Source organism: Rhodophyticola sp. CCM32 (assembly GCF_004751985.1).
Lineage (GTDB): Bacteria > Pseudomonadota > Alphaproteobacteria > Rhodobacterales > Rhodobacteraceae > Rhodophyticola.
In genome coordinates this window covers 3422299-3443472 of sequence record NZ_CP038492.1, presented here as the reverse complement: position 1 = coordinate 3443472, position 21174 = coordinate 3422299, and the positions used below count along the sequence as shown (strand labels likewise).

General features: G+C 61.6%; 19 protein-coding genes and 1 pseudogene. 12 read left to right on the top strand and 8 right to left on the bottom strand.

Translation table 11 applies throughout. The features are described from left to right. Position 1: 1 nt before the first annotated feature. From E2K80_RS16805 to E2K80_RS16770, 8 genes and pseudogenes are all read left to right on the top strand, one after another. Positions 2–511, top strand: coding sequence for a DUF3035 domain-containing protein (locus tag E2K80_RS16805; protein ID WP_443216562.1), 510 nt, complete (start codon positions 2–4; stop codon positions 509–511). A 96-nt stretch (positions 512–607) separates the two neighbouring features. Next, positions 608–1963, top strand: a complete 1356-nt coding sequence (locus E2K80_RS16800; protein ID WP_135376046.1) for a M16 family metallopeptidase — start codon at positions 608–610, stop codon at positions 1961–1963. After that, positions 1960–3269: pseudogene (locus E2K80_RS16795) on the top strand (M16 family metallopeptidase). The gene E2K80_RS16800 and the pseudogene E2K80_RS16795 overlap by 4 nt, the downstream one beginning before the upstream one ends. Before the next feature lie 247 nt (positions 3270–3516). Next, positions 3517–5376 carry a DNA mismatch repair endonuclease MutL gene (gene mutL / locus E2K80_RS16790; RefSeq protein ID WP_135376045.1) on the top strand — a complete coding sequence of 620 codons (1860 nt, stop codon included), beginning with the start codon at positions 3517–3519 and terminating at the stop codon, positions 5374–5376. Beyond that, on the top strand, positions 5373–6611 hold the full coding sequence (locus tag E2K80_RS16785) for a DNA recombination protein RmuC (RefSeq protein ID WP_135376044.1): 1239 nt from the start codon (positions 5373–5375) through the stop codon (positions 6609–6611). Before mutL ends, E2K80_RS16785 begins: the two co-directional genes overlap by 4 nt. Before the next feature lie 260 nt (positions 6612–6871). Further along, on the top strand, positions 6872–8686 hold the full coding sequence (locus E2K80_RS16780) for an ABC transporter ATP-binding protein (RefSeq protein WP_238475572.1): 1815 nt from the start codon (positions 6872–6874) through the stop codon (positions 8684–8686). Positions 8687–8903: 217 nt separating this feature from the next. Further along, positions 8904–10598 (top strand): tetratricopeptide repeat protein, encoded by a 1695-nt coding sequence (locus E2K80_RS16775; protein WP_135376043.1) that lies wholly within the window; start codon positions 8904–8906, stop codon positions 10596–10598. Beyond that, positions 10595–11434, top strand: a complete 840-nt coding sequence (locus tag E2K80_RS16770; RefSeq protein WP_135376042.1) for a 4-(cytidine 5'-diphospho)-2-C-methyl-D-erythritol kinase — start codon at positions 10595–10597, stop codon at positions 11432–11434. The genes E2K80_RS16775 and E2K80_RS16770 overlap by 4 nt, the downstream gene beginning before the upstream one ends. Positions 11435–11477: 43 nt before the next feature. Here the strand turns inward: E2K80_RS16770 and E2K80_RS16765 are convergent, their stop codons facing one another. After that, positions 11478–11660, bottom strand: a complete 183-nt coding sequence (locus tag E2K80_RS16765) for a hypothetical protein (protein ID WP_135376041.1) — start codon at positions 11658–11660, stop codon at positions 11478–11480. A gap of 110 nt (positions 11661–11770) precedes the next feature. Here E2K80_RS16765 and E2K80_RS16760 point away from each other — a divergent pair, with 110 nt between their 5' ends. Further along, a complete protein-coding gene (locus tag E2K80_RS16760; protein ID WP_135376040.1) occupies positions 11771–12718 on the top strand; it encodes a transcriptional regulator GcvA in 948 nt (315 codons plus the stop codon). 34 nt (positions 12719–12752) lie between these two features. Here the strand turns inward: E2K80_RS16760 and E2K80_RS16755 are convergent, their stop codons facing one another. From E2K80_RS16755 to E2K80_RS16745, 3 genes are all read right to left on the bottom strand, one after another. Continuing rightward, a complete protein-coding gene (locus E2K80_RS16755) occupies positions 12753–12917 on the bottom strand; it encodes a YdcH family protein (protein WP_135376039.1) in 165 nt (54 codons plus the stop codon). A gap of 87 nt (positions 12918–13004) precedes the next feature. Beyond that, on the bottom strand, positions 13005–13772 hold the full coding sequence (locus E2K80_RS16750) for a tRNA1(Val) (adenine(37)-N6)-methyltransferase (RefSeq protein ID WP_135376038.1): 768 nt from the start codon (positions 13770–13772) through the stop codon (positions 13005–13007). Next, positions 13772–13987 (bottom strand): putative signal transducing protein, encoded by a 216-nt coding sequence (locus tag E2K80_RS16745; protein ID WP_135376037.1) that lies wholly within the window; start codon positions 13985–13987, stop codon positions 13772–13774. Before E2K80_RS16745 ends, E2K80_RS16750 begins: the two co-directional genes overlap by 1 nt. 54 nt (positions 13988–14041) lie before the next feature. On the opposite strand from E2K80_RS16745, the gene E2K80_RS16740 reads away from it, so the two are divergent. Further along, a complete protein-coding gene (locus tag E2K80_RS16740) occupies positions 14042–15043 on the top strand; it encodes a polyprenyl synthetase family protein (RefSeq protein WP_135376036.1) in 1002 nt (333 codons plus the stop codon). Positions 15044–15307: 264 nt separating this feature from the next. Here the strand turns inward: E2K80_RS16740 and phbB are convergent, their stop codons facing one another. The 3 genes from phbB to E2K80_RS16725 all read right to left on the bottom strand — a co-directional run bounded on the left by phbB (position 15308) and on the right by E2K80_RS16725 (position 18379). After that, positions 15308–16030: an acetoacetyl-CoA reductase gene (gene phbB / locus E2K80_RS16735; RefSeq protein WP_135376035.1), complete on the bottom strand. Its 723-nt coding sequence runs from the start codon at positions 16028–16030 to the stop codon at positions 15308–15310. A 179-nt stretch (positions 16031–16209) separates the two neighbouring features. Continuing rightward, on the bottom strand, positions 16210–17385 hold the full coding sequence (locus E2K80_RS16730; RefSeq protein ID WP_135376034.1) for an acetyl-CoA C-acetyltransferase: 1176 nt from the start codon (positions 17383–17385) through the stop codon (positions 16210–16212). A 154-nt stretch (positions 17386–17539) separates the two neighbouring features. After that, a complete protein-coding gene (locus E2K80_RS16725; RefSeq protein ID WP_135376033.1) occupies positions 17540–18379 on the bottom strand; it encodes an EAL domain-containing protein in 840 nt (279 codons plus the stop codon). Positions 18380–18481: 102 nt separating this feature from the next. Between E2K80_RS16725 and E2K80_RS16720 the strand changes: the two genes are divergently transcribed. Further along, complete coding sequence (locus tag E2K80_RS16720; RefSeq protein ID WP_135376032.1) at positions 18482–19054, top strand: DNA-3-methyladenine glycosylase I; 573 nt, start codon at positions 18482–18484, stop codon at positions 19052–19054. A 114-nt stretch (positions 19055–19168) separates the two neighbouring features. On the opposite strand, the gene E2K80_RS16715 is transcribed toward E2K80_RS16720, so the two are convergent. Beyond that, positions 19169–19717, bottom strand: coding sequence for a TlpA family protein disulfide reductase (locus tag E2K80_RS16715; RefSeq protein ID WP_238475571.1), 549 nt, complete (start codon positions 19715–19717; stop codon positions 19169–19171). Between the two features lie 28 nt (positions 19718–19745). Here E2K80_RS16715 and argH point away from each other — a divergent pair, with 28 nt between their 5' ends. Further along, positions 19746–21137: an argininosuccinate lyase gene (gene argH, locus E2K80_RS16710; RefSeq protein WP_135376030.1), complete on the top strand. Its 1392-nt coding sequence runs from the start codon at positions 19746–19748 to the stop codon at positions 21135–21137. Positions 21138–21174: the final 37 nt, after the last annotated feature.

Here is a 21174-nt window from a genome sequence, read left to right as displayed (position 1 = left end):
GATGCGTTGGCGCGGTCTTATAGCGGCAGGTTTGGTCCTGATGACGGTGGCGTCATGCAGCCGGGACGCGCCGCGATTGCTGAACATCCGGCCCGATGGCAATGGGCCTGATGAATTTGCAATTCTGCCGACGCGGCCTTTGGAACTGCCCGGCAATTTCACCGAATTGCCGACACCCACGCCGGGCGGCACCAACCGCACCGATCCGACCCCCGAGGCCGACGCAATCGCCGCCCTGGGGGGCGATATCAGCCGCGCCAGCACCAATAATGGCGGGCTGGTCAGCTATGCCGGGCGGTTTGGCATCGGGGTCGATATTCGCCAGACGCTGGCGACCGAAGATCTGGACTATCGGCGCAGAAACCGGGGGCGGTTGCTTGAACGGATCTTCAACCTCAACACCTATCATGACGCCTATCAGCCGCTGTCGCTTGATCGCTATGCCGAACTGGAACGTATGCGCCGCGCCGGCATTCGCACCCCTGCCGCGCCGCCTGAACCCGGCGGATGACCCCCGTATCACAGCCCCGTCAGGGCGGTTGATAGATATGTGGCGGCGCTTATCTTGCTTTAGGCATTCACAATTCACCCCGTACCGGAGAACGTGATGAAACTGTGCCGCCTGTTGCTGATTGCCCTGGCCGTTACGTTACCCAAGACGCTTTGGGCCGCCGGAGAGGTGACACAATTCACCCTTGAGAACGGGATGGAGGCGGTGGTGATCGAAGATCATCGCAGCCCCGCCGTGGTGCATATGGTCTGGTATCGCACCGGCGCGGCGGATGAACCGCCCGGTGTTTCGGGTATCGCGCATTTTCTGGAACATCTGATGTTCAAGGGCACGGATGATCTGGAAGGCGGCGCGTTCAGCCAGATTGTCGAGGCCAATGGCGGAACCGACAATGCCTTTACCAGTTGGGATTACACCGCCTATTACCAACGTGTCGCCGCCGACCGTCTGGGCCTTCTGATGCAGATGGAAGCAGACCGGATGCGCGATCTGGTCCTGACCGAGGCCGATGTGCTGACCGAGCGCAGCGTCATTCTGGAAGAACGCGCCCAGCGCACCGACAGCAGCCCCGGCGCGCTGTTCAGCGAACAGATGCGGGCCGCGCTTTATCTCAACCATCCCTACCGGATTCCGATCATCGGCTGGCGGCATGAAATGCAGATGCTGGATCGGGAGGATGCCCTGGCCTTCTACCGGCGTTTCTATGCCCCCAATAATGCGATTCTGATCGTCGCAGGCGATGTCACCCCCGAAGAGGTGCGCCGCCTGGCCGAGGACCATTACGGCCCCCTGGCCCCCACACCGGATCTGCCGGACCGGGCGCGCCCGTCAGAACCCGGCCAGATCGCGGACCGGACCGTACGGTACGAGGATCGCCGGGTCGCCAACCCCTATGTCAGCCGCAGCTATCTGGCCCCGGAGCGGGACAGCGGTGCTCAGGGCGAGGCCGCGGCCCTGTCGCTTCTGGCGCAGATACTTGGCGGCAGTGGCACAACATCGGTGTTCAGCAGGCGGTTGCAGATTGAAGAGGAACGGTCCCTGTTCACTGCAGCCTATTATCAGGGCACCAGTCTGGATGACACCAGCTTTACCCTTGTGAATATGCCGATGCCCGGTATCAGCCTGGCCGAGGCGGAGGCCGATCTGGACCGGGTCATTGCGGAGTTTCTGGATACCGGCATCGACCCCGCACAATTTGAACGGATCAAGTTCCAATACACCGCATCCGAGATTTATGCGCAGGACAATGTGCAGGGGCTGGCGCGGCAATACGGCACCGCGCTGACCAGCGGGTTGACGGTGGAAGATGTGCAGGCCTGGCCTGATGTGATCGCCGCAACAACCGTGGAAGACGTGATGGACGCCGCCGAAGCCATCCTTGGCGGCAACACCCATTGGGTCACCGGCTATCTTGATCGCCCGGCCACAGATGCCGAGGAAATCACCCAATGATCCGCGCCATTTTCACCGGGCTTGCCGCCACATTCATCGCCCTGCCGGTCTGGGCCATTGATATCGAACAGGTCACTTCGCCCGGCGGGATCACCGCCTGGCTGGTCGAGGATCATTCGATCCCTTTCGTTGCGCTGGACATTCGGTTTCAGGGCGGCACATCGCTGGATCAGCCCGGGGCCCGCGGGGCAACCTTTCTGATGAGTGGATTGCTGGAAGAAGGCGCGGGTGATCTGGATGCCCAGGGGTTTGCCGAGGCGACCGAGGCTCTGGCCGCCAGGTTCAGCTTCAACGCCTATCGCGACAGTATTGTGGTCGATGCCCAGATGCTGACCCAGAACCGGGGCGAGGCTGCGGCCCTGCTGCGTCAGGCAATTGTCACGCCCGCGTTCGATGCGGTCGCGCTGGAACGGGTGCGCGGGCAGGTTCTGTCAATCATCGAGTCTGACGCGCAAAACCCTGATGAAATCGCCGCAGCCCGGTTCAATGCCCTGACGTTTGGCAATCACCCCTATGCCACCCCGCAGGAGGGCACGAGTGAGAGTGTCGCCGCCCTGACCCGCGATGATCTGATTGCCGCCCATCACGCGGTCTTTGCCCGCGACCGGGTGTTTGTCGGCGCCGCAGGCGACATCAGCGCCGAAGAGCTTGGGCTGCTTCTGGACGACCTGTTGGGCGATCTGCCCGCCGAGGGCGCGGCCCTGCCCGGCCCCGCCCCGTATCTGCTGGACGGCGGCACCACGGTGGTGCCGTTCCCCACCCCGCAATCAGCGGTCTATTTCGGGCAACGCGGTCTGGAACGGCTGGACCCGGATTTCTTTCCGGCCTTTGTGTTGAACCAGATCATGGGGGCGGTAATTTCCGGTCCCGCCTGATGCAGGAGGTTCGGGTTGAACGTGGCCTGACCTATGGCATCAGTTCCTATCTGGCCCTGTCAGATTATCAGCCGATGATCCTGGGGCAGTTTTCCTCGTCAAATGATCTGGTGGCCGAAGCGGTTGCCGTGACCCGGGCCGAATGGGCCGATATCGCCGCCAATGGTGTGACCGAGGAAGAGCTGGAGGCCGCAAAACTGTTCATGACCGGCGCCTATCCCCTGCGGTTCGATGGCAATGACACCATCGCCTCTATCATGGCCGGGATGCAGCAGGACGGTATGACACCGGAATATATCACCACAAGAAACACTCGGGTCGAGGCGGTCACGATGGAGGATATCCGCCGGGTCGCCGCGCGCCTGTTGCAGCCCGAGCATCTGCATTTCGTGGTGGTTGGCCAGCCCGAGGGTCTGGACCCCTCAAATTAGAGCGGTTTGCGGTTTCATTGAAGCAATACGTATCGGATTGAGCTTCTGAAACGCATATAGTTTCCGCAGAGGGCCGCGCCCGCCCCGTGGGGGCGGTACGGGCGCTGCCCGGCGGTGCCGCCGGGCGGAAGGATGATGCGGGGTGGTTCAGAATTTCAGCCCGGTGCTTTAGCCACATGCGGGTTTCGCCTGGAAGGCCAGACGCCAGCCGTTCCCGAATCGCATTGGCCATGCTACCCATAGTGGTATGCCCAATGCAGACCCCAAAATAAGCGATACGCAGCAGATAATCCGGCAATTGGATGAAACCGTCATCAACCGGATTGCGGCGGGTGAGGTTGTGGAACGCCCCGCCTCAGCCGTGAAGGAACTGGTGGAAAACGCGATTGATGCAGGCGCGCGCCGGATCGGCATTGATATAGGCTTTGGCGGCAAGGGCCTGATCCGGGTCAGCGATGATGGCTGCGGCATGGGGCCGGAGGATCTGCCGCTGGCGCTTGCCCGCCATGCAACCTCGAAAATCGACGGCTCGGACCTTCTGAACATTCAATCCTTCGGCTTCCGGGGAGAGGCATTGCCCTCCCTTGGCGCGGTCGGGCGGCTGACAATCACCAGCCGGGTGGCAGGCGGCGAGGCGCATCAGATCAGCGTCAGCGGCGGGCAGCACAGCCCGGTGAAACCCGCAGCACTTGGCGCGGGCACGGTGGTCGAATTGCGCGATCTGTTCTTTGCCACGCCCGCGCGGCTGAAATTCCTGCGCACAGACCGGGCCGAGATGCAGGCGATTTCAGATGTGGTGAAACGTCTGGCGATGGCGGAACCGGGCATCGGCTTTACCCTGCGCGATGTCAGCGACACCCCCCGCGTGACTTTCCGGGCCGATGCGGAACAGGGAGATCTGTTCGACGCGCTCTGCGCCCGGCTGAGTGTGGTGATGGGCCGCGAATTTACCGAAAACGCGCTGCCGATTGATGCGGAACGCGACGGTTTGCGGCTGATTGGCTATGCGGGCCTGCCCACCTATTCGCGGGGCTCTGCCGTGGCGCAATATCTGTTCGTCAATGGCCGCCCGGTGCGGGACAAACTGCTGATCGGGGCCTTGCGCGGGGCCTATGCGGATTTCCTCAGCCGTGACCGGCACCCGGCCGTGGCCCTGTTCATCGACTGCCCGCCGGAACGGGTGGATGTGAATGTGCACCCGGCCAAGGCGGAGGTGCGGTTCCGCGAACCGGGCGTGGCGCGTGGCCTGATCGTGACCGGGCTGCGCCATGCGCTGGCAGAGGCGGGGCACCGCGCCTCGACCACGGTGGCGGATGCGACGCTGGGGGCCTTCCGGGCCCCACAGCCGAAGGATGCACGTATCTACCAGATGGATCACCGGCCTTCGCAGACGGTTCTGCGGGCGGCGCAGAGCTGGCAGGCCCCGGGCGGCGGGGATGCGGCACCGGGTCTGGGGGAGGCGCCCACGCCCTTCGCCCCGGCCAGCGCCCGGGTGGAGGAGGTGGCGGAAGACAGCCCCGCAGTAGAGGCCCTGCCCCTTGGTGCGGCGCGCGCGCAGGTGCATGAGAACTACATTCTTGCCCAGACCGAGGATGGTCTGGTGATTGTGGATCAGCACGCCGCCCATGAACGGCTGGTCTATGAAAGGCTGAAACGCCAGATGGCCGAAAACGGCGTCGCGGCACAGGCGCTTCTGATCCCCGAGATCGTGACATTCGGAACCGATGCCGACCGGTTGCTGGGCATGGCGCCGGAACTGGCGCGGTTCGGTCTGGGGATCGAAGCCTTTGGGCCCGGCACGCTGGCCGTGCGCGAGACACCGGCGATTCTGGGGCCGGTCAATGCCGAGGCGATGCTGCGCGATATTCTGGACGAGTTGGACGAGCTGGGGGACAGTCAGACCCTGCAGGCGCGGATTGACGCGATCCTCAGCCGGGTGGCCTGCCATGGGTCGATCAGGTCCGGGCGGCGGATGCAGGCCGATGAGATGAACGCCCTGCTTCGCGAGATGGAGGCAACACCGCATTCGGGGCAATGCAACCACGGGCGGCCAACCTATGTGGAACTGAAACTCAGCGATATCGAACGGCTGTTTGGGCGCACATGATCCAGCTTGGCGACATGACATTTGACCTGAGTGACCCGCTGACCCTGGGTGCGGGCATCCTGATCGGGCTGCTGCTTCTGGTGCTGATCCTGCTGATTGTCGTGGTCCGCCGGGCCGGGCGGCAGGGCCAGTCATTTGCCCATATGGCGGGTCAGGTCAGCCGTCTGGCGCAGGATGTGCAGGTTCTGGGACAGGGGCAGGGGCAACTGGCGGGCAATATCCAGACGGTCAGCGATGCGCAGGCGACGGCACAGGTCAGGGTGATCCAGACCATGGAAACACGGTTGGCCGAGGTGCAGGCGCAGGTCTCTGACCGGCTGGCCGAGAACGCTTTGAAATCGGCGCGATCCCTGTCCGATTTGCAGGACCGGATGAAGGAAACCCTGACCGGCTCGTCCGAGAAGACGACACAAAGCCTGACCCGGTTGCAGGAACGTCTTGCCACCATCGACCGCGCCCAGACCAATATCGAAAAACTGTCCGGCGATGTGCTGTCGCTGCAGGATATCCTGTCGAACAAGCAGCGGCGCGGCATGTTCGGAGAGATCCAGCTGACCGATATCGTGTCAAACGCCCTGCCTGCGGAAAGCTATTCATTGCAGGCGACCCTGTCGAACGGCAAACGCGCCGATTGTCTGATCCATCTGCCGAACCCGCCCGGCCCGATTGTGATCGACGCGAAATTCCCGTTCGAGGCCTATGAGGCCTATGCCGCCGCCCGCACCAAGGAGGAGCAGGCCGTGGCCCTGCGTGCGCTTGGAAACGCGGTGCGGGTGCATATCAAGGATATATCGACCAAATACCTGATCGAAGGCGAAACAGCCGATGGGGCGCTGATGTTTCTGCCGTCCGAGGCGGTCTATGCCGAGCTGCATTCCCGCCTGCCCGAGATTGTGCGCGAAGGGTTCAATGCCCGGGTCTGGATCGTGTCGCCGACCACCTGCATGGCCACGCTGAACACGATGCGCGCGATCCTGAAAGACGCGCGGATGCGGGAACAGGCGGGCGCGATCCGCAAGGAACTGGCGATGCTGGGGGGGGATGTGACCCGGCTGGTGCAGCGGGTCGGCAATCTTGACCGCCATTTCGGACAGGCCGCGAAAGACCTTGAAGAGATCAAGATTTCGGCGGACAAGGCAGGCAAACGGGCGCACCGGCTGGATCATTTCGATTTCGAGGAACTGGCGCCGGAGGCCGCACCCGATGCCGCAGCTACGCTTGGCCCGCCGGGCTGAGAGGCAAATGGAACCACCAAAGCGCTGATCTGTGTCATCCACCGGACCCAAGCTTGCGGAGTGCCGAGAGGCCCCTTATCTGAATGCGGCATGATGGATCAGAGGCAGAAATGTTGACGCATATGTCATGATATTTGGTAATTTGGCACTATGCTGTGCTGATATCTGCCCCGGGCCGTTTTTGGCTTGCACAGATGGAACAGCACAGACAGGACAGATATGTTAACCCCATCAGATAAACACTCAGGGCCCTTCAGGACATGGACAGTTCCAAAAGCTGGCTGATCCCGCGGATGTGGCGGCGCTGGCGCGCGGGCTATATGGGCAGGCTTGTGGGCGAAAGCTTTCGCGCGCAGGGCCATCTATATGCCATCGTGATCGTGGCCATGATCATTATCGCGGCCACGACCGGCGGCATCGCCTATATGATGGAAGGCATCATCGATTCGATGACCGAGCCTGACAACCGGTCGCGCGTGTTCCTTGTGGCCATAGGTGTCATCGCAATTTTCAGCATCAAGGGCATTGCGACCTATACGCAGACCGTTTTCCTGGCCCGCGCGGGCAACCGGATCGTGGCCACACAACAGGACAGGGTGTATCGCAAGCTTCTGAAGCGCGGTGTTGCCTTTTTCCGCGATACGGAATCATCGGATATTCTGATGCGCGTCACCCATGGCGCACAATCCGCGCGGCAGTTGATCGACGTGCTTGTCACCGGGTTTGTGCGTGACCTCTTGACCCTGGTCGCCCTTGTCGCCGTGATGGTCTATCAGCAACCCATCCTGTCGATGGCAACGCTGTTTGTGGGCCCTCTGGCTATTCTTGGTGTGCGCCTTCTGATCCGCCGGGTGCGCAAGATCATGGAGGCGGAGCTTGCCTCGCTGACCGAGATCATCAAGGTGTTGCAGGAAACCTCGGACGGGATCGAGGTGATCAAGGTTTTCGGTCTGGAAGACCGCATGGCAGGCCGCATGGATTCTGCCATCAAGCAAGTTGAAAAACGCGCAAACGCCATTGCCCGATTGCAATCCATCACCAGCCCCCTGATGGAAGTCCTGGCTGGCTGTGCAATTGCAGGTGTGATCGTGGTCAGTTCCCTCAATCTGGGCGGGGGGGAACCTGCAACCGCCGGGCAGCTTATGTCTTTCGTCACCGCCCTTCTGATGGCCTATGAACCGGCCAAGCGCCTGTCGCGGATGCGGGTTGTAATCGAAACGCTGATGGTCGGCGTGAGAATGATGTTCGAATTGCTTGATCAGGAAGAGTTTATCCTGGAGAGCCCGGACGCGATCGAACTGGCGCCTGACAGGGGGCGGGTCGAGCTGCGGGATGTGAAATTCGGATACCGGGATGGTATTTCGGTCATCAAAGGGATGAACCTGACATTCGAGGAAGGCAAGACAACCGCGCTTGTGGGGCAATCAGGCGGTGGGAAATCAACCATCTTTGGCCTGATCATGCGCTTTTTCGACCCCAGTCAGGGCCAGGTGCTTATCAACGGGCAGGATCTGCGGGATGTGACCTTTGCCTCGCTGCGGCAGAAAATTTCCTATGTCGGGCAAAACACCTTCCTTTTTGCGACAAGCGTGATGGAAAACCTGCGCTGTTCGATGCCCGATGCAGGTGATGAAGACGTGATCGCCGCCGCCAAAGCCGCAAACGCCCATGACTTCATCACTGCCCTGCCCGAAGGGTATGACACACCCGTCGGCGAGAACGGAACATTCCTGTCAGGCGGGCAGAAGCAACGGATTGCGATTGCCCGGGCGATCCTGCGGCAATCGGAAATACTGCTGCTGGATGAGGCCACCAGCGCGCTGGACACGGAATCGGAATCTCTGGTCAAAAACGCGATCAAAAAGCTGACCGAGGGGCGAACAACCATCATCATCGCCCATCGCCTGTCGACAATACTTGAGGCTGACAAGATCTGCGTCGTGCATGATGGCGAAGAGGTTGAACAGGGATCGGCCGATGAATTGCTGGCGCTCAACGGGGCCTTCCGGCGTCTGTTCGAACATCAGTTTCAGGATGACCGGAAACCTGAGCTGGCCAGCGGTGAAACCTTTTGAGATCAGGCCCAAACCTCCGGGTCAGCACCTTCAAAGCATATCGGGGAAATCTGAAACACGACAGGTCACAGCCCTGCACTACAGCAGCCCGATGTGGATTGAGATATATGGCATTCAGACAAGAAAGTTACCATATCGCCTTGAGATTGCGCAGAAGTGATTCAGTTTACTGAAGAAACGCTCTACTGTCTGATCTGTATTATAACCGGAGATCCCGATGCGTATTATCGCCCTGCTTTTCCTGACCCTGACGGGCGCGGGCCTGGTGTTGCCGCTATCCGCCACGGCCCAGGCCCAAACCGGTCTGGCCGGCCCGTATCTGGCCGCGCGCCAGGCGGTGATTGACGGGGATCATCGCGAGGCGGCGATCTATTTCGAACAGGCGCTGCAGCGTGACCCGGACAATCGCGGGCTGATCGGCAATGCGCTTCTGGCCCGGGCCGCCCTTGGTCAATGGGACCGGGCCATGCAGATTGCCGCCCGCCTGCCGGACACCGACCCGAACCGCGAACTGGCCTTCATGGTTGAACAGGTGGGGCGTATTCAGGTGGGCGATCTGGCAGGCGCGCTGGCCACGATTGAGGCCGGCGAGGGCGCCGGCCCCCTGGTCGATGGGCTGACAGCCGCCTGGCTGCATCTGGGTGAGGGCGATATGAGCCGCGCGGTAACCGGGTTTGAAGACCTGACCGATAGCGGCCCGCTGGCCGGGATTGCCCAGTTTCACCTGGCGCTTGCCCGCGCCGCCGTGGGCGATTTCGAAGGCGCCGATGCGATCCTGTCGGGCGCAACATATGGCCCGCTTCAGGCCACGTCCCATGGCATCCAGACCCATGCGCAGGTGCTGGTCCAACTGGACCGGCAGGACGATGCGCTGGACCTTCTGACCGCCGCCACCGCCGCCGCCCCGGACCCGACGCTGTTATCGCTTCGCGACAGCATCACCGAAAACCCGACCCGGCCTTATGATTTTGTCGTCAATGCCCGGCAGGGCGTGGCCGAGGTGTTCTATTCCCTGGCTCAGGGGCTGGGCAATGACAGCGGCCCGACCCTGCCGCTGGTCTATGCCCGCGCGGCCTATGAAATTGACCCGGGCCATTATGATGCCCTGTTGCTGGCCGCCGAATTGCTGATGGATGACGGGCAGCTTCATCTGGCCGCAGAGACCTATGCCGAGATCCCCGATAGCGCAGCGGCCTTTGTCACCGCCCGTCTTGGACAGTCCGAAGCCCTGTTTGAAATGGATCAGCAGGATGAGGCTGCCACGGTTCTGCAGAACCTGGCAGAAACCTATCCGCAATTCGCCTCGGTTCACGCGGCTCTGGGCGATATGATGCGCCGGATGGAACGGTTCGGCCCGGCGGTGGTGGCCTATTCAGACGCGCTGGCGCTGGTCGACACGGATCAGCCGCGATACTGGTTTCTGCATTACGCCCGTGGCATCAGTCTGGAACGGGAAGGCCGCTGGACCGAGGCCGAGGCCGATTTCCGTCACGCCCTTGTCCTCAACCCGGATCAGCCGCAGGTTCTGAATTATCTCGGCTATTCGCTGGTCGAACAGCGGCGCGATCTGGATGAGGCGCTGGCGATGATCGAACGCGCCGTCGCCACTGAGCCGCGATCAGGCTATATCGTCGACAGTCTGGGCTGGGTATTCTACCGGCTGGGCAGATTTGAAGAGGCGGTCGCACCAATGGAACGGGCGGTGGAACTGCTGCCCAATGATCCGATCCTCAATGACCATCTGGGCGATGTCTATTACATGGTCGGCCGGACCCGCGAGGCCGAGTTTCAATGGCAGCGCGCCCTGTCATTTGAACCGACCGAGGAAGACGCCACCCGCATCCGTCTGAAACTGGACATCGGGTTGACGCAGGTTCTGGAACAAGAGGTTGCCGAAGGCGAAACCCAATGACCACGGGTGGGGCCAGTGTCTTTGCACCGGCCAAGATCAACCTTGCCCTGCATGTGACCGGACGACAGGAAAATGGCTATCATCTGCTGGATTCTCTGGTTGTCTTCGCAGATGTGGGGGACCGGCTGCATTTCTCTCCCGCTGATACGCTGGCGCTGCAGGTGATGGGCCCGCGCGCTGCCGGGGTGCCCAACGGGCCGGATAATCTGGTTCTGAAAGCCGCCGCCCTGTTCGGGCCCGGTCACGGAGCGGAAATTGTTCTGGAAAAACAACTGCCCAACGCAGCAGGGATCGGCGGTGGATCAGCAGATGCCGCCGCTGCCCTGACAGGGCTGGCCGCATTCTGGGATCAGCCTCTGCCCGGACCCGCAGACATCCTGACGCTTGGGGCCGATCTGCCCGCCTGTCTGGCGGCCTGCCCCACCCGGATGCAGGGCATTGGCGATGTGCTGGATAAGGTGCCGCCCCTGCCAAAGATGACATGTGTACTGGTCACCCCTGACGTGGCACTTTCCACCGGCACGGTCTTTCAGGGGCTGGAAACCACCGAAGGCGCGGGCCTGTCCGACCCGGAATGGAGCGATTTTGCCGGTTTCATCGGATGGCTCTGCCGTCAACGCAATGATCTGGCCGCCCCTGCACGGGCGCTCACCCCCAAAATCGACACCGCATTGGACGCGCTGAATGCCCGCCCCGGCTGCGCATTGGCGCGGATGAGCGGATCAGGCGCCACCTGTTTCGGCCTCTTCGCCGAGAAAACAGCCGCGCAGGAGGCCGCCGCCAAAATCGGCGCGGCACAGCCGAACTGGTGGGTGACAGCCGCGCAGGTTTTGTAGAGCGGTCAGGCTGCGCTGAGCCTGCTTGTCATGGCTTTGCCCGTCATCCCCGCGCAGATGAAACCGGGCCGTGACCCAGGGAGACGATGCGCACAAGGGACACGACCCAGTGAGCGATTCTGGAAGGAGACAGCCAGCCGAAGGCTGATTTCACGGCGCGGGCGCGTTCCTGATGGGCGATTGTATAGGCATTGCGCGCCTCAAGGGTCATGGCAACTTCGATCATCTCTCAAATTCCTTTAGAGTTTGGCTCCGGTTTGAGATGAATATGGGCCTTTCATAAAAGACAGACAAACGAGACTTTCTCATGGTTCAGATAAGGTATACTTAACTGATATGTCTGACCGTCTTCCCCCGCTGACCGCGCTTCGGGCCTTTGATGCCGCCGCCCGCCATATGAGCTTTGCGCTGGCCGCAGCAGAGTTGAACGTCACCCCTGCCGCCCTCAGCTTTCAGATCAAATCGCTTGAGACCTCTCTGGGTGCGCCGCTGTTTCGCCGTTTGAACCGTGCGGTGGAACTGACCGAAGCGGGCCGTATGCTTGCCCCCGGCGCGCAGGATGGGTTTGCGGCCCTGCATGCCGCCTGGCGCGCCACCCGGCGCAGCATCGACAGCACCACGCTGACCGTCACCGCCGGCCCCGGCTTCACCGCCAAATGGCTGGCCCCGCGCATGTTTGATTTTGCCCAGAGACATCCCGCAATCGAGCTGCGGTTTTCCGCCACGCTGCGCCTGATGGATTTTACCCGTGACGATGTGGATGTCGCCATTCGGTTCGGGATGCCGCGGGAAGAACCGGGGCTTTATTCCCAATCCATCATCGACGAATGGCTGACCCCGATGATGGCACCCGCCCTGGCCGCGAGCTTTCCCGAACCCGCCGATCTGGCAAATGCGCCGTTGCTGCATCAGGAAGATATCGGCTTTCTGACCCCGCCGATCGACTGGCCCGCCTGGTTTCGTGCCGCCGGTCTGCCACCGCCACCCAAAACCGGCGCCCGGTTCAGCCAGGCCGATCATGCGGTGGATGCGGCGCAAGCCGGTGGCGGTGTGGTTCTGGGGCGGATTTCGCTGGCGGAACAGGCGTTACGGTCAGGGCAGTTGGTGGCGCCCTATAAGATTGCGCTGACAACCCAGGCGCATTACCGCTTTGTCTGCCCCGAGATCACAAAAGACAAACCCCAGATCCGCGCGTTTCTGGCGTGGCTGGAAGGGGAAGCGGAACAGCTTCACCCCTATCGTGAGGGCCGGGTGTGTATCCCGGCCTCTGAGGTCACTGGTTAAACATAGAAGCAGGTTGCTGCCCCGCCCCCCTATATCAGCCGTCGAGACGGCTGATTTCTTCTTTCAGGCGCAATTTCTGTTTTTTGAGGTCTCGAATAGCAAGTTCGTCCATGCCGGGACTGCGTTCCGCCGCCTCTACCCGTTCCGAGAGGCTTTCATGCTTTTTCCGCAGTTCCTGAAGATGGGCGCCTAGCGACATCCGTCGTCCTCCTCTCAATATGATAATGATATGACGATGGAACCACAGGTTCCGAGTCTTGTCACGCGGCCCGTGCAGAAGGATGCATTAATTTGTCGGCATTTCGCCGGTGCCGGGCCAGTCGAGCGCTGCGCCGTCGCGCAGAATCGCCCGGGCCGGTGCGGTGTAATCCTCCCCGTCGCTCTGATGGTCTGACCCGTCATGCATGATAAAAGGGGCCATCAGGGTAAACGGCGCGCGCCCGGATTTCCGGGCTTTGATCAGCACCCGGCCCGCTGCACGACCCGTGCGGGAGGCCAGAGGCAACAGCGAAATCGCGCCGAAACCGGCAGCAGAAAGCGCCGCCATCAGATCGGGCAGCCGCTCTGCGGCCTGAATAACTGTCAGCCAGCCTTTCGGAGCCAGGCGCCGCCCGGCAATTTCAACCCAATCGGTCAGCGCTGTGTCTTCGCGCAGCGCCGCCTCGCGGCCTGCATCGCCCGCTTTCGTACCACCACCGGCCGGATAATAGGGTGGGTTTGCGATGACATGATCAAAACTGCGCTGTCGCAGATCAGCTGGCAGGGTGATCAGGTCAGCCTCTGCCACATTCAGGCCGTTCCGGCGCGCCAGATCGGCATAACCCGCCTGCCTCTCGACCCCGGTGATCGCCAGATCGGGCACCCGCGCAGCCAGGCACAGGCTGGCCACGCCAGCGCCGCATCCCAGTTCCAGCACCGTGTCGCCGGGCCGGGCAGTGCAGGCTGCGGCCAGAAACACCGGATCGGTGCCCGCGCGATAGCCTTTGCGCGGCTGCCAGGCCCTCACCCGCCCGCCAAGAAAGGCATCTTGGGTCAGATCATCTTCGGCCCACATCACTCGGTCACGTGCAGGTCATTGTCACGCAGCACCGCACGCGCTTCAAAAGCCTGATCGCGGCGCACCATCAGGCGGCGCGGCAAAACCCCGATCGAGCCTTCCAGCACGCTCATATGGACGTCCATCTCGAACACCTCTATATCCTCGCCTGACAGAAGCGCCGAAGCAAAGGCGATAATTGTCGGGTCGGTGCTGCGCAGAATTTCTTGCATATCCGGCATTTAGGCATGCGGGCCCCGCTTGTCGAGAGAAGGGATGTTCGACCTATGAGCCTGGATGAGGCCGCCACCAAACCCCATGACCGGCTGCGCGCCTATCTGACCGATGATCTGGACGCGGTGAACGGGTTGATCCGGGCGCGGATGGTCTCTGATCATGCGCCGCGTATCCCCGAGGTCACCGCCCATCTGGTCGAGGCGGGCGGCAAACGTATCCGCCCGATGATGACCCTCGCCGCTGCGCGGCTTTGTGGCTATGACGGCGATGCGCATCAGAAACTGGCGGCGACGGTGGAATTCATCCATACCGCCACATTGCTGCATGATGATGTGGTCGATGAAAGCGGTCAGCGGCGCGGGCGGCCCACGGCAAACCTGTTATGGGACAATAAATCAAGCGTGCTGGTCGGTGATTACCTGTTCGCCCGGGCGTTTCAACTGATGGTCGAAACCGGGTCACTGACAGTTCTTGATATTCTGTCCAACGCGGCAGCCACCATCGCCGAGGGGGAGGTGTTGCAACTGTCCGTCGCGCAGAACATCACCACCGGTGAAGCGGTTTATTGCCAGGTGATCCGCGGCAAGACGGCGGCGCTGTTCGAGGCCGCAACCGAGGTGGGCGGGGTGATTTCCGGCGCGCCCGAGGCGCAGGTGAAGACGCTGGCCGCCTATGGCGACGCGCTTGGGATGAGTTTCCAGATTGTCGATGACCTGTTGGACTGGGGCGGGGCCTCAGGGGTGATGGGCAAGAATCTGGGCGATGATTTCCGCGAGCGGAAACTGACCCTGCCGGTGATCCGCGCCATTGCCAGAGCGGATGATGAGGAACGTGCCTTCTGGGAACGCACCATCGGCAAGGGCCAGCAGGACGAGGGCGACCTGACCCATGCGATGGATCTTCTGCGCCGCCATGGCACGCTGGAAGACACGCGTGATGAGGCCCTGCGCTATGCCGGTCTTGCCAAAGACGCGATGGCCCGGATGCCCGATCACCCCCTGCGCGATATGCTGGCCGATCTTGCCGATTACGTGGTGGCACGGGTGAGCTAAAGCAGAAATCGTTTAATCTGAATCGCTCCGCATCATCACCTTTCCGCCCGGCGGCACCGCCGGGCAGCGTCTGAGCCGCCCCCACGGGGCGGGCGCTTCGCTTCCTGCCCCTCGGTTCGGGCTCTACCCTCTGCGCAATGCATATATGGTTCTGAATTTCAGGTCGAAACCATAAGGCTTTTGCGGTTTCGGGGAAGCCAGCCTTACAGATAAAAAGGACCAACCCGGACGGGCCAGCCCTCTTTCAATATCGGGGTGCTGGTATCACACAAAGAACTGCGCACCATTGGCCGAGATGGTGGAGCCGTTGATGAAACCCGCATCGTCAGAGGCAAGGAAGGCCACGCAGCGGGCGATCTCTTCGGGTTCTCCCAACCGGCCTGCGGGGATTTGGGCGATGATCGACTCGCGCACCTTTTCAGGCACCGCCATGACCATCTCCGTGCCGATATAGCCGGGGCAGACCGCATTGGCGGTGATGCCCGCGCGGGCACCTTCCTGGGCCAGGGATTTCACGACACCCAGATCGCCGGCCTTGGTCGCGGCATAGTTCACCTGCGCGAACTGACCTTTCTGACCGTTGATCGAGGAGATCACGATGACCCGGCCGAACTTCCGCTCCCGCATGCCGGGCCAGACCGGGTGGACCGTGTTGAACACACCGGTCAGGTTGGTGCCGATCACCTGGTTCCATTGCTCCGGCGTCATTTTGTGGAACGGCGCATCGCGGGTGATGCCCGCATTCGCCACAACCACCTCGATCGGGCCAAGATCAGCCTCGACCCGGGCGATACCGGCGGCCGATGCGTCGTAATCGGCAACATTCCATTTATAGGTCTTGATGCCGGTTTCCGCAGTAAAGGCGGCAGCGGCCTCATCATTGCCCGCATAGGTCGCGGCGACATTATACCCATCGGCTTTCAACTTCTTGGAAATCGCCTCCCCGATGCCACGGCTGCCGCCGGTAACCAATGCTACACGTCCCATCGTTTTCTCCTCCAATAGATGGCTCCCCTGGTCATATCGTTACACCCAAAAACGTCCTGACGAAAGAATGTTTCGTCACCTCTGTCGCGGATGTTTGCCATAGCCCGGGTTTCCGGCTGGACAAAACGGCGGGTCAGCGCCTTTTTGTCCTCCTCATACGGGCCCGGGATGCTGTCGGGTTACGGGCGCTCAAGGCACATGGCGACGCCCATGCCGCCACCGATGCACAGCGTGGCGAGGCCTTTCTTGGCGTCACGGCGCTTCATCTCGAACAGAAGCGTGTTGAGAACGCGCGCGCCCGAAGCGCCGATCGGGTGGCCGATGGCAATCGCGCCGCCATTCACATTCACAATCGCCGGGTCCCAGCCCATGTCCTTGTTGACGGCACAGGCCTGCGCCGCGAAGGCTTCATTGGCTTCGACCAGGTCCAGATCCTCAACCTTCCACCCGGCCTTGTCCAGCGCCTTGCGGCTGGCATAGATCGGGCCGACCCCCATGATCGAGGGGTCAAGACCCGCAGTGGCATAGCTTGCAATACGGGCCAGCGGTTCAATTCCGCGGTTTTCCGCCTCATCGGCGGACATCAGCAGGGCACCGGCAGCGCCGTCATTCAGGCCCGAGGCATTGGCGGCGGTCACGCTGCCATCCTTGGCGAAGGCGGGGCGCAGTTTCTGCATCGCCTCCATCGTCGCGCCATGGCGGATATATTCATCCTTATCGACAACGATATCCCCTTTGCGGGTGGAGATGGTGTAGCCGACAATCTCATCCTCGAACTTGCCGGCCTTCTGCGCGACTTCCGCCTTGTTCTGGCTGGCCACGGCAAACTCATCCTGCTGGTCGCGGCTGATCTGCCATTTCTCGGCAACGTTTTCGGCGGTCTGGCCCATGTGGTAGCCGTTGAACGCATCCCACAGCCCGTCGCGGATCATCGTGTCGATATATTTCATATCACCCATTTTCTGACCCTGACGCAACGCCGCCGCATGGGGGGACATCGACATGTTTTCCTGCCCGCCTGCGGCAACAATCGCGGCATCCCCAAGCATGATATGCTGGGCACCAAGGGCAACCGCGCGCAGGCCCGAGCCGCAGACCTGATTGATGCCCCAGGCGGCGCTTTCCTGCGGCAGGCCCGCATTCACATGGGCCTGACGGGCGGGGTTCTGACCCTGCGCCGCCGTCAGGACCTGACCCAGAATCGTCTCGGACACATCGGCCTTGTCGACACCTGCACGGGCCACCAGTTCCTCCAGCACCGCGCGGCCCAGATCATGGGCGGGGGTGTTGGCGAAAGAGCCAAGGAAGCTGCCGACAGGGGTACGGGCAGCGGAGGCAATGACGACATTGGTCATGAGGAACATCCTTTTCAGATTGATCTGTCGCAGAGGCAGGCAGTTTCAGGATGGTGATAGGCGGTTGGTGCCGCGCCGACAACTGACACGGTGTCTCAGCCGGGGCCTGCATGAACACAAGGAGGAGAGCCTGATCTGGTAAAGCCGTCGCCGGTCAACCGGATTGCATGGATCTTTCACCAGCCGCCTTCCAGGGCGGTGTCAGGCTGGGGGCGGCGAAATAATACCCTTGCAGGCAATCAAGCCCCGCATGGGTCAGCCATTGCGCATCCTGTGCGGTTTCAACCGCCTCGGCCACGGCCAGCATGTCGAAATGACGCGCGATGGACAGCAACGCCTCGGTCAGCACCTGATTGTCAGGATCATCATGCACATTGCGGGCAAACTGACCGTCGATCTTGAGGATATCGAAGCAGAAATCCTTGAGATGGCGGAACGAGGTCTGACCGGCGCCGAAATCATCCAGCGCAAAGGTGATGCCCTTGTCCTGCATCTCCTCCATGAAGATCGCGACGATCTCGGGCACCTGCATGGCAGAGGTTTCGGTGATCTCAAGGATCAGCCGTTCGCTGATTTCCGGATGCAGATGGGTGCATTTTCTGATCATGTTCATCCAGGCAGGCACGCCGATAGACCGCGCGGACATGTTGATTGCCAGCCGTAAAGACGGGTGCGCCTTCAACGCATTCAGCCCGATTGACAGCGCTGCGCAATCAATCTGACGGCCCAGTTCGTGATCTTCGACAGCGCCCATGAAATCCGCCGCAGGGATCACCCGGCCGGTATCGTCAAACAGGCGCATCAACCCTTCGTAATAGGCAACGGGGTTGCCGCGCCCGCAGGAAATGACCGGTTGATAGGCCAGTGCCACATTGCCCGCCGCCAGTGCATGTCTGACCATGGCGATGGTGCCCCGGTCCCGTTCGACAATGGCCATGTCCAGCGGGCTGCTTGCGGCCTCAGTGTCGTGAAATTTCTGCTGTTGCCGCGGCATGGGCCCCTCCAGTGGTGGTGCTTGCAGTGTTGCGGTGCAAAGCTTTAAGAAGGGATGAATATTCCTATTTTGTTCCAATTTGTCGCAAAGGGAGAAATCGGCATGTCAGAGCGCTGCGGCTGGTGCGGGGAAGACCCGGTTTATGTCGCCTATCACGACGACGAATGGGGCGTCCCGGAATATGACAGCCGGGCGCTTTGGGAAAAGCTGATCCTGGATGGGTTTCAGGCCGGGTTGAGCTGGATCACCATTCTGAAGAAGCGCGACGCGTTCCGGGCCGCGTTTGAAGGGTTCGACCCCCATGTGATCGCAGACTGGGGACCGGCCGAGGTGGACCGCCTTCTGGGCAATCCCGGGATCGTGCGGCACAGGGGCAAGATCGAAGCGACCATCGGCAATGCGCGCGCCTGGCAGAGGATCGAGCAGGAACAGGGGTTTGATCAATTCCTGTGGGGCTATGTGGGCGGCAGGCCGATACAGAATTCCTGGAAAACACTGGCGGATGTGCCTGGCTATACCCCGCTGAGTACACAGGTATCGAAAGATCTGAAAAAGGCCGGTTTCCGGTTTTGCGGGCCGACCATTGTCTATGCGGCGATGCAGGCGATGGGGCTGGTCAATGACCATCTGGTGGGCTGCCCCGCCCATGCGCGCGTGGCCACCCTGGCACGATAGAGGATTTCCCGGGAAATCCTTGTGGAAAACTGAAGTTTTCCGGTTCAGAGCACCGGATTTCTCGAGAAATCCAAAAGGAAAACGGGCGTTTTCCCGGCCTCAAGCTGTGCCCTTTCAGTTTGCGCCGGAGATCAGCGCGCGCAGCAGGGCAAACGCGGCCTCATCTGCCCAATCCGCATCGCCCTGCAACCGGGCGATTTCCTGACCCCCGGGGTTCAGGATCACCGTGACCGGCAGGCCGAAAACCCCCATTTCACGGGCAATCTCCTGCCCCGGATCGCGGTATAGCGGCAGGGCGTCAATCCCTTCCTCCTCGAAAAACCGGCGCAGCGCAGGCAGCGGATTGCGGCCCGTGGCCAGTGTCACGACCTGAAAATTCTCACCCCCCAATTCCTGCTGAAGCGTGTTGAGATAGGGCATTTCATGCCGGCAGGGCGCGCACCATGTCGCCCAGAAATTCAACAGGATATAGCGCCCCTGAAGGTCTGACAGCCGCTGTTCCACATCGTCCATATCGACAAAGGGCGTGTCGGAAACCGGCCGGGGGGCGGAATGAAAGACCAGCCCGCGCATATCGCCCACCCGAAGATCGTCGAGGTCTTGGGCGTTTGCACCAGGGGCCAAGGCCATGTAGAGCACGGTCCATATTGCGGCACGGATCATTCTTTGGTCCTTCCTAAAGGTCTCTGACATGACGAACACAAAATCGAACGCAATGTGGGGCGGGCGCTTTGCCGCCGGGCCGGACGCGATCATGGAGGCGATCAATGCCTCGATCGGGTTCGACAGGCGAATGGCAAGGCAGGATATCGCTGGCTCCCGCGCCCATGCGGCAATGTTGGCCCAACAAGGTATCGTCAACGTTACGGATATTGAGGCGATCCGGGAAGGGCTGCTCACGGTCTTGTCAGAGATTGAAACAGGCGAATTCGCGTTTTCCACCGCGCTGGAAGACATTCACATGAATGTCGAGGCCCGGCTGCGCGACATCATCGGCGATGCGGCCGGTCGGCTGCACACCGCACGCTCGCGCAACGATCAGGTGGCAACGGATTTCAAACTCTGGGTGCGCGACCAGATGGATGCAGCCATGACCGGGTTGCAGGCGCTGATGCAGGCGCTGTTGGGTCAGGCCGAGGCCGGGGCCGATTGGGTGATGCCCGGCTTCACCCATTTGCAGACGGCCCAACCGGTGACCTGGGGCCATCACATGCTGGCCTATGTGGAGATGTTCGGCCGCGATCTGTCGCGCTTTCAGGATGCAAGGGCGCGGATGAATGAAAGCCCCCTTGGCGCCGCCGCCCTGGCGGGCACATCCTTTCCGATTGACCGGGATATGACGGCAAAAGCGCTGGGGTTCGACCGGCCTGCGGCGAATTCCCTTGATGCGGTCAGCGACCGGGATTTCGCGCTGGAATTCCTGAGTTCCGCGACCATCTGCGCCATGCATCTGTCGCGCTTTGCCGAAGAGCTGGTGATCTGGTCCTCGGCCCAGTTCCGCTTTGTGACAATTAGCGACCGGTTCTCAACCGGGTCCTCGATCATGCCGCAGAAGAAGAACCCGGATGCGGCTGAGCTGATACGGGCCAAGATCGGCCGCATTCTGGGGGCGAATATCGCGCTGCTGACGGTGATGAAGGGCCTGCCGCTGACCTATTCCAAGGACATGCAGGAAGACAAGGAACAGGTGTTCGATGCCGCCGATACCCTGATGCTGGCGCTGGCCGCGATGACCGGGATGGTGGGCGACATGACCGCCAATCGCGACAGTCTTGAGGCGGCGGCCTCCTCCGGTTTCTCCACCGCGACCGATCTGGCCGATTGGCTGGTGCGGACACTCGACATGCCGTTTCGTGACGCCCATCATGTGACCGGCGCATTGGTGAAGCTGGCCGAAGACGCGGGCTGTGACCTGCCGGATCTGACGCTTGCGCAGATGCACACCGTTGAGAGCCGGATCACCAAGGCTGTGTACGAGGTTCTGGGTGTCCATAATTCGGTCGCCTCGCGCATATCCTATGGCGGCACCGCGCCGGTACAGGTTCGCGCGCAGATCGCGCGCTGGAAAGAGAGACTGACATGATCCGTTTTCTGATGCCCCTGGCACTTCTGACATTCCT